The sequence below is a fragment of the Gemmatimonas sp. genome, assembly GCF_044344655.1.
In the GTDB taxonomy this organism is placed as follows: Bacteria; Gemmatimonadota; Gemmatimonadetes; order Gemmatimonadales; family Gemmatimonadaceae; genus Gemmatimonas.
Genome location: NZ_JBIJCN010000073.1, coordinates 1 through 9,276 on the forward strand (window position 1 = coordinate 1; position 9,276 = coordinate 9,276).

Consider the following 9,276-nt stretch of genomic DNA (forward strand, 5'->3'; position numbering starts at 1 on the left):
AGGTGGCGAAGGTGTACGCCACATTCACTTATCTAAGGGCCATTCTCCTAGCACACTGCGCATTGTCTGGTCGGACTATGGAATGATCTATGGAAGACTCATCCTTTCCTCGCCGCTCACACGCCCGCCATGTCCCCCTGCTCGAAGCTGCTGATGAACTCGGCTGGCGTGGGCACCACCACCGGCACCGAAGCCGGCGCCACCCGCTCGTGCTGCTGCTTGATCCAGGTCAGCAACGCCTGCCGGTCGGCGTCCATCTCGGCCTTGGTGGGGGTCCGGCGTTCGTACAGCGCCGTCATATCCTTCGGCCCGTGCCCCAAATAGTACGAGTACCGTGACCGGGGCACCCCCGCCTGCTCGTACCACACCGCCGAGGTCCGCCGGAAATCGCGGCAGCGTACCACCGTGGCCGGCTGCAGGTTCACCAGCCGCATCTGCAGGTTCCCCAGGGTCCGGCGCTCCGGCTCCAGCCAGAGAATCAGCGGAATCACCCGCACCGCATTCCGCGTCTTGGTCCCCTTGATCCGCAGGTGCCCGGTCTCCTCGTCACGCTCCCACAACCCGCGCTCGAACTCCGTGGGACGCATGCCGGTCAGGGTCATGAAGTAGATCCACGACTGGTAGTCCACCGAGCGGTTCCCCCAGCGGCCGGTGGTGTTGATCCGGCTCCCCAACTCGATCAGATCCTGCGGGCCCCGCAACGGATGATGCTCCCGACGCTTGCGCACCTTGATCACCGGCACCCGCCGCAGATCCCGCAACACGTGCGAGTCGTCGTCGTAGCCGAGGTGGTTCACGAGGAAGCTCATGAACATCTGGCGCACGTTGCCGTAGTACACGGCCTTATGCTCCTTGGCCATCACCACGCGCACCGCCCGCAGCACATCGGGCACATCGCGGATCTTGCTGCTGGGCTGCACCATCCCCAGTCGCATCAGCCGCGACATATAGTTGCGGTACTGCTGGATGGTGATCGGGGACACCGAGGTGGTGTCGAGCCACTTTTCGAACGTGGGGAGCAGCGACTCGCCCGCATACGACTCGGCGAAGGTCAACCGCCCCGCCTTCCACGCGGCCAACGCGTCGAGCAGGCGCACCTTCCCCTGCTTGATCTGCGTGAGCTTCACGAGCTCCCGATTGACGTCGAGCTCACGAATCATGAGCTTGATCTGCTGGATCAACTCGGCCGCGTTACGCATGTTGGGAAACACGCCGCTGGCCTTGGCAATGCGCCCCACCGACTGGGTCCGCATGTCGACGAGGTAGGACCCCACAGGGGTCCACTCGGCCCCGTCTCGGCGCTTGGCGCGGAGCCGGGGGATCTCATTCATTATCATTCGACGCTTTGAAAGAAGTATTGGCAAACTATGGCGTATAATATGGCGTCGACTCATGACAACTCCAAGTGAAGGGGAAACGACGAACCGACTGACGCGGAAATGCATCAGTCGGCCGGGGGAACGGGGCACGCCACGACGACGGCCCGGGGACGTGGTAGCGACTACCACGGATGCAGCTCGGGTGGTGAAGGGTGTTCATAGAGGGGGAGGCGGAGGTGGAGCTGCTCGACCCCGGCCGCGCTCGCTACCATCGTGAGCGAACCGCCCAGCTCGCGAAGCTGGCGGTGCAGCTGCTGCAGTGTGGGGTCGGTGACTGGCACGCCGGACTCGGCTGGCGGAAGGGCGTCGAGCGGGAGCACAGCGCTGTGGCAAACGAGGCGGAGCTCCACGTCGCGGTACAGCTCGCCGTCCCGCTCGCCATCCTGGCGCTGAAGCCACGCCGTGAGGCGGTTGGTCGGCGCTGCCTGCCGCCAGAGGTGTAGCAGCCCCATGCATATGACGCGCGACAGGGCCACGCTGTCACCGCGCACCAGACAGGGCGGCATCCGGTCCTCCCGACGGACCTCAACGGTCAACGGGACGGCGCGCCGCACCAGCGCGAGCTGCTCCTCGAAGAGCGCCCCCAGATCGACGGGCGCGGCGCTCGCCGGCGCACCCTCGCGGTGCAGGAGGTCGAGCAGCTCGATCACGGCCCGCGCCTCGAAGAGCAGGGCCTGCTCATCGAGGGGCGCGGGGTTCGCGCGCGCGCCACGCGCCACCTCGCTCACGCCCAGCGCCGTATCCACGATCATGCGAAGATTCCGCGTGAGTGGCCGCACGATGGCAGACAGGTGCGCCGCCGCAGAGGCGCCCGCAGACGCGCCCGCAGAAGCGCCCGCAGACGCGCCCGCAGACGGGGCCGCAGACGGCGTAGTCGATGCAGCACGGGGCGTCGGCACGTGTGGTGCGCCGATGGTGCGAAGCACGTCGCTCGCCCCGTGTCGCTCGTCGAGCACGGCGTCGATGCCAGCCGCCGTCAGCTGAGACCCGACGGGCATCGCAGCGCCTGACGGGAGCCACGCGATGAGCGGGACGCTCTCGGGGGTGATGGCGGTGCGCACGGCCCGCGCCACATCGCACGCGGTGGCGACGTCCGCCCCGCACACCACCGCCACCGGCGTCCGCTCGGCCAGCACCGCGAGAATCTCGTGTGGTGTGCGCACCTCGAGGACCGCGATGTGGCTCGCGGCCAGCGCCGCCGTCAGCGCCGCAACGCGCGTCGGCTCGAGCGCATGCATCACCACCACCCGCGACGCCGATCCCGTGTGGGGGCCGGGCCGGTACACGCCTGCGACCGCCCCGGACGTCGTGAGCGGCGTGAGCGGCGTGAGTGGCGTAAGTGGTGGGAACATGGGATCCGACGGAAGACGGGTCACGAGATGATCAGCCAGAGACCATGGAGAGACGACAGGCGCATACGGAGCGCGTCAACCAGTGGGTGGTGTAGCGCTGTCGAGCAATACGCAGAGCACGGTCCGCCCGTCATCGTCGTCGCGCATCACCAGGCGCGCATCAATGGCGCGCGCCCACTGACCGATTTCCTCGAGATCCGCAGCGGTGACGGGACCGAGACGTTCGTCGGCCGCCGACGACGCGTCGCGCGCGGGGGGCGCCGAGCGAAAGGCCACGGAGAGTGCGGCGGTGCCATCGACGTGGTCGAGGCGCACGACGAGCTGGCGCTGCGCCGCGGCCTGTCGCGCGGCGAGCACCATGAGGGAGAGCACGCGCCGAATGCCATCAGGCGTCGAGCGAACAAGCACGGTACTCGGTGCGACGTGCCATTCGACCTGCCACGTACTGGACAGCGCCGCGCGGAGTGCCGACACATGCTGCGCCACCACGACATCGAGCGAGAGCAACTGCGCCGGTTCATCGCGATGCATCGGGTGTAGCGCACCAAGCAGCGCGAGGAGGCCACGCGACTCCGCGAGCAGCGCGGCGTCGTCGATGCCGTCGTGCGCCGCGTGCGCCACGTGCGCCGCGTGCGCTGATAACGTGCGGCGATACTCGACGGCACGCTGCATGGTGTCGGTGACGGCTTCGAGGGCGCTGCGCGTCGTTGCGAGGCCGCGGGCCCGCAGCGCGCTCGGCCCGCTCTCCACGGGTACGTCGGGCAGGAGTCGCACGGCGAACACGTCGTGCTCCTCGATCATAAGTCGCTCGATATGGAGCTGCGTGGCCTGCTGCGAGAACACGGCCATGCCGAGGAGCGCCCGCAGCGGGTGCCCCGTATTACCGGCCGGACGGGCGAGCTCCCTTACGAGCGCTTCCACGCGGCGGCGTTCCGTGGCGCTGAACAGCGTGAAGAAATGGTCGCTGCGGGCGTCGCACCGGCCGCCCGATGCACGCTGCACATACTGCCACGCGTCGCGATTGCAGGCGAGCGGCGTCCACGTGGCGTCGTAAAAGAGCTGGGCGTGCGGCGCGGTGTCTGCGAGCTGTTGCAGGATGGCGTGCGCGCCATCGCGGCGCGCGTGCCGTACGAGCGCCGCCGCGGCGCGCGCGCTGTCGAGGAGTTCGTCCATCGGCGCACCGGCGTCGATCACCGCCGACGCGCCGAGTTGTAGCAGGAGCGGCCGCAGACTGCGTCGATGATTGTGGCCGAGGATCTGGCAGAGCAGTGGGACCGCGCGCCGGCTCCCGACGAGCGGCGCCTGCACCGCGGGAAGCATCTGCAACGCCTCGGCGTGATCGGACGCCGTCAGCACGACCGCATCGGCGTGCGCGTACTCGAGGAGTGCGGTGAGCTGATCGGGCGACGCGGCCACGATCACCGAGGCGGCGGTTGGCGGCAGCTGCCGGCCGATCTGCTGCCCGCGCGAGAGTGACGGCGCGACCACCACGAGGCAGAGACGGCGCCGATCGCCCGCGCCCGTGATCGCCGCAACGGGCAGGTCGTCGGGGATCGGACGCCCGCGCGCGTCGCGCACGACATCCCAGTCACGTCCTATGGCACCCGCCTCGGCGCGCTTGCCCAGTACGGCATCGTCGGCGGTGGGCTCAGGAAGCAACGGCATCGGGAGCAGTGCGAAGAGGGACGTCGCGAGGCGACTGAATTCACAGAAGGACATTGCCGGCCGACGGGCAGCAAGAGCTGCGGGTCTAACCGAACTCGGCTATTTAGTTACCGGTCGCCGGGGGATCTCGCAAGGGCGGTCTGCGCCGACGCCGCGCGACTGGATGAACGCGACAACATCCGTGGTTGCGCACACCGTGGCGGCGGTGTGTGTCCGACCGATCACGTTGGTGGGGCGGCGGCTACCGCAGCGTGGCAGCCAAGGGCGCGGGGAGGGTCGCCAGCGTGAGGCCGAACACCTCGGCGGCGTGCGCGCTCACGATCGGTTCGAGCGCGGCGCACGATGGCGCCGCGAGTGCCGCGAGCGCGCACTCCTGCGCGACCGTACTCATGGTCACGCCATCGATGCCACAGGGCACGGTGTGATCGAACGTGGCCAGATCATTCTCCACGTTGAGCGCCACGCCGTGCCAGGTCACCCAGTCGCGCGCGTGCACGCCGATACTGGCGAGCTTCACGCGGGTGCCGTCGGGGCGCTCGCGCCACACGCCGGTGAGCCCGGGCACGCGGCAGCAGGTGAGGCCCCTGCTGGCGAGCGCGCGGATGATCACTTCCTCGACCTGTCGCAGGTACCAGTGCAGGTCCTGCTTGTGTCGCTTGAGGTCGATGATGGGATACACCACCAACTGGCCGGGTTCGTGAATGGTCACGTCGCCGCCACGCTCCACGTCGCGCACCTGAATGCCTCGGCGTTCGAGTGACTCGGGGCTCGCCAGCAGATGACCAGGCTTGGTGCTCCGCCCCAACGTGACGACCGGCGGGTGCTGCAGGAGGATCAAGAGATCCTCCGGCAACGCCCCGGTACTACGCGCGGCCGCTGCGCGCTTCTGCAGCGCCCACGCGTCGTCGTACGGAGTCAGGCCGAGGGAGAGGGTGTAGAGATGCACGGAAGAAATATAGGCGGGTTACCCCGACCACTTACGCGTGCAGCATCTTCCCCATCGAGTCCAGCACGGCCTCGGCGATCGCTTCGGACAGCGTGGGGTGCGCATGCACGGCGAGGTCGATCTCTTCCACCGTGAATTCGTTTTCGCGCGCCACCACGAGTTCGTGAATCATTTCCGTGGCGCTCACGCCCACGATGTGCGCGCCGAGGATCTCGCCGTGCTTCGCATCGCGGATGATCTTCACGAAGCCATCGGTCTCACCGCTGGTGCGCGCGCGGCCGTTGGCGCTGAAGGGGAACTTGCCGACCTTGTAGTCGAGCTTCTGGTCCTTGCACGCCTGCTCGGTGAGGCCGATGCTCGCCACTTCGGGGTGGCAGTAGGTGCAGCTCGGGATGTTCTTGTAGTTCACGAGATGCGCGTGCTGCCCGCCGAGGAGGTCGGCCAGCACGTGCCCTTCGCGCGAGCCCTTGTGGGCGAGCATCTGGTTGCCGGCCACGTCGCCGATGGCGTAGTAGCCCGGCACGTTGGTCTCGAACTTCTCGTTGATCTTCACGAAGCCGCGTTCGCTCTTGGCGATGCCCACCGCTTCGAGGCCGATCTTCTCCACGTTGGGCGCGCGGCCGGCGGCCACGAGCACCTTCTCCACGGCGATCTGCTGCGTGGCGCCCTGCGCCTCCACGGTCATGCTCGCGCCGGTCTTGGTGACCTTCACGTTGCTGATCTTGGCGCCGGTGATGACGTCGATCTTGCGCTTCTTGAAGGCGCGCGCGAGTTCGGCGCTGCAGTCGGCGTCTTCGAGCGGCAGGACCGTGGGCGCCACTTCGATGAGCGACACCTTGGTGCCGAAGCTCGCGAACACGTCGGCGAACTCACAGCCCACCGCGCCGGCGCCGATGACGGCCATGGTGGCCGGCGCCTTTTCGGCCACGAGCACGTCGTCGCTCGAAAGCACCACGTGCTTGTCGAGCTCGAGGCCGATCTGCGGCAGCCCCTTCACGCGCGAGCCGGTGGCGATGACCACGGCCTTCTTCGCGTCGTGCGTGTCCTTCTTGCCGTCGGCACCGGTGACGGTGACCTTCTTGCCCTTCTCGATCACGCCCTCGCCGCGGATCCACTGCACCTTGTGCTTCTTGAACAGGAACTCCACGCCCTTGGAGTTCTGCTGGCTCACGGACCGCGAGCGCTTCATGGCGGGGCCGAAGTCGAGCGTCACGCCGTCGATGGTGATGCCATGATCGGCGGCCTTGCCGATCTTCTGCGCGAGACCGGCGCTTTCCAGGAGGGCCTTGGCGGGGATGCACCCCCAGAGGACGCAGGTGCCACCCAGCGCTTCGCGCTCGATGACGGCGACCTGCATGCCCAGCTGGGCGCAACGAATGGCACACACGTATCCGGCGGGGCCGCCGCCGAGGACGATGACGTCGAACGAAGCCATGGGGAGTTGGGGCAAACGGTTTGGGCGCCGGAGCGGCGCGAGGGGAATTTAACGGGTGGGACCGAGGAAAGGCGCGTCCGCCTCGGCGTCGTTCACACGACGCGCGCCCCACCCGCCCTTACCGCTGCACCGCGCTCCGCACCCCGTCCGAAAACACCACCTCGACCGCTCGGCCGCCCGTGGCCACGGTGGCGCCCGAGCGGCGCACGAAGCCCATGAGCTCCCCGGTGTTCGCGTCGCGCACCATGGCCATGCGGTAGCGGTCGTTCTGCCAGCGTACGCGTACGGTGCGGGCGGACCGGTCGAGGGTGGCGTCGGGGGTACGCTCACGGCTCCCGCCGCTCGCGCGGCTCGTGCTCTGCTGCATGGCCTGGCGGGTGGGCACGCGTACGTCGCGCACGCGGATCTGCGCGAGACGCTGTTCGAGCGTGGCGCTCCAGGGGAGCACGACGGCAAACTGCCGCTCCTCACGGCCGGCCGGTGCGTGGTCCACGGGACTGGCCTCGAGGGGCAGTGCCGCAAGCGTGGCCCCGTCGGCATCGAGCAGCTCCACCCGGTGCGTGGCACCGCGTGGGACCGCCGTGACCGGCGCCGTGACCCGGAAGGCCGGTTCGAGCTGGATCACGCCATTCACCACGCGCCCCCACACCAGCAGGCCGTCGCCCTTCACCGTGCGCTGGGCGGGAACGGTCGCGCCGGCGCTGTTGCGGTGGGTCATCACCGCGGTCCAGTTGTAGTCGCTGATCCAGGTGTTGCTGCAGTAGCCCATGATGTCGGCCGCACTGCTCGACACGATCGTGTTCGTGGCGGGGTTCCAGCCGAAGCCGCCGATCAGGCCCCCCGCGTATGGATAGTTGGCGTCACCGCTGGTGCCGCAGGGCGCGTGGTTGCGCGAGAAGTTGTGCCCCCACTCGTGCGCGGCCACGTTGTCGCCGCTGGGGAGATAGTCCCACCCCACCGCGGTGCGCCCCGGTACGTACCCGTAGCCGGCGATGCCGCTCGTGTAGCGCACGCGCACCACGCCGTAGTAGTGCGTGGTGGCCGGCGCACCATCGGTGGTGCGGAGCGCATTGATCTCGCTCAGCACCGTGATCCACTTGCCGTTGGTATCCTCGCTCACCAGCGTGTCGGCGGAACTGGTGAAGGGCGCCCGCACATCACTCACCACGCTCTGCAGCGGGAAGAGGCGCCGGGTGGTCACGAGAAAACTTTCACGGTTCGCCGTGCTCACCCGCCCCGTGTCGCGGCCTACGATGACCGGCACGAAGCGCACGGTGAAGGGGGGCACGGTGTTCACCGTCACCAGCCGCGGCGTGCCGTTCGCCGGCCACACGTTGTCGGCGCGGTTGTTGTCGGGAACGGCCTGCGCAGGGTCGAGCTCTACCAGCACGCGCGTCCCCGTCCGGATGTTGGCGCCAGGCACGAGCACATTCCACGTGGAGCTCAGCGTGCCTTCGGCGAGCGCCGTGCGCACGGAGGGTTCGGGCGCGGTGATGGTACTGGTGCTCAGCAGCGTGGCGCCGTCGTACACGCGCACGCGCACGTCGGGGCGCGCGCTGTTGGCGCCGCTGGCCGTCACGAACACGCGCAGCAGCGCGTCACGCCCCGCCACCAGCGCCACCGAGTTGTCGAGCTGCTGGATCGCCTGCGTGAGGTACACGTTGGTGATCGTGTAGTTGCTCCCCGACGGCGGGGCCGCAAAGGCGAACGACACGCTCGCGGTGCCGTTGGCCACCACGGTGGCGATGGCCGACGTGGGGGAGGGGTCGTAGGTGGTGCCCGCCGCGGTCACGCTCGCTGCCGATACGGTCCAGCTGCCAACGGCCAGCCCGGTGACGGTGCCGGCGCCGGTTTGGGTGCGCGTGCCCCCCGGGCCACTGAGGGTGAACACCGGCGTGGTGCCCCCCGGCAGGCCGGAGGCGGTAATGGCGAGGCTGCCGCTGGGCAGCCGGTAGGTCACGGCGGCAGCCGCGGCGACCACCGAGGCGCTCACGGTGACCGTTTGCGTGGCCTGGAGTGGCTGATAGGGGCCGCTCTCCGTGCTCACGGGGGCCGCCGATACGGTGTAGGCGCCGGGGGTGAGGTTGGTGAGGGTGGTGGTCGCATCGAGCGCGCGCGTAAAGCCGGCGGGGCCGGTCACGGTGACGGTGCCGCTGCTCCCGGTGGGGAGCCCGGTAATGGTCACCGCCAACGACCCGGTGGCGATGGTGTAGGTCACGCCGAACCGGAGCGTATCGCCCGGCAGCACGGTCGTGTCGCGCGAGGCGGGGGTAGGCGCGTACGTCGCCGAGCCGGTGTTGACGGCGCTGGCCGTCTGGCGCCAGCGCCCCGGCGGCGCCGGAGCCACGCGGGTTGTGCCCGTCACGCTGCGGCTGGCACCGCTCGGGTCGGTGAGCTGGATGGCGGCGCTGCTCCCGCTCGGCAGCCCGGTCACGGGCACATCCACCACGGTGGGAATGGCGACGTAGAGCAGTGCCGCGGCGGCCGGGGTGGTGCCCG

General features: G+C 69.1%; 6 protein-coding genes. All 6 read right to left on the minus strand.

Annotated elements, in window-relative coordinates:
- Nucleotides 1–116 precede the first annotated feature (116 nt).
- The gene (locus ACIQ51_RS13515; protein WP_396205583.1) at nucleotides 117–1,253 is read right to left on the minus strand and encodes a hypothetical protein; all 1,137 of its coding nucleotides are present in this window, start codon (nucleotides 1,251–1,253) and stop codon (nucleotides 117–119) included.
- Between the two features lie 248 nt (nucleotides 1,254–1,501).
- On the minus strand, nucleotides 1,502–2,731 hold the full coding sequence (locus tag ACIQ51_RS13520; protein ID WP_396205584.1) for a hypothetical protein: 1,230 nt from the start codon (nucleotides 2,729–2,731) through the stop codon (nucleotides 1,502–1,504).
- Nucleotides 2,732–2,806: 75 nt separating this feature from the next.
- Nucleotides 2,807–4,396 (minus strand): hypothetical protein, encoded by a 1,590-nt coding sequence (locus ACIQ51_RS13525; protein ID WP_396205585.1) that lies wholly within the window; start codon nucleotides 4,394–4,396, stop codon nucleotides 2,807–2,809.
- A gap of 241 nt (nucleotides 4,397–4,637) precedes the next feature.
- A complete protein-coding gene (gene lipB / locus ACIQ51_RS13530; RefSeq protein ID WP_396205586.1) occupies nucleotides 4,638–5,342 on the minus strand; it encodes a lipoyl(octanoyl) transferase LipB in 705 nt (234 codons plus the stop codon).
- Nucleotides 5,343–5,373: 31 nt separating this feature from the next.
- Nucleotides 5,374–6,777, minus strand: coding sequence for a dihydrolipoyl dehydrogenase (gene lpdA, locus ACIQ51_RS13535; protein WP_396205587.1), 1,404 nt, complete (start codon nucleotides 6,775–6,777; stop codon nucleotides 5,374–5,376).
- Nucleotides 6,778–6,895: 118 nt separating this feature from the next.
- A partial coding sequence (locus ACIQ51_RS13540) for a hypothetical protein (RefSeq protein WP_396205588.1) occupies nucleotides 6,896–9,276 on the minus strand: 2,381 nt, incomplete at its 5' end.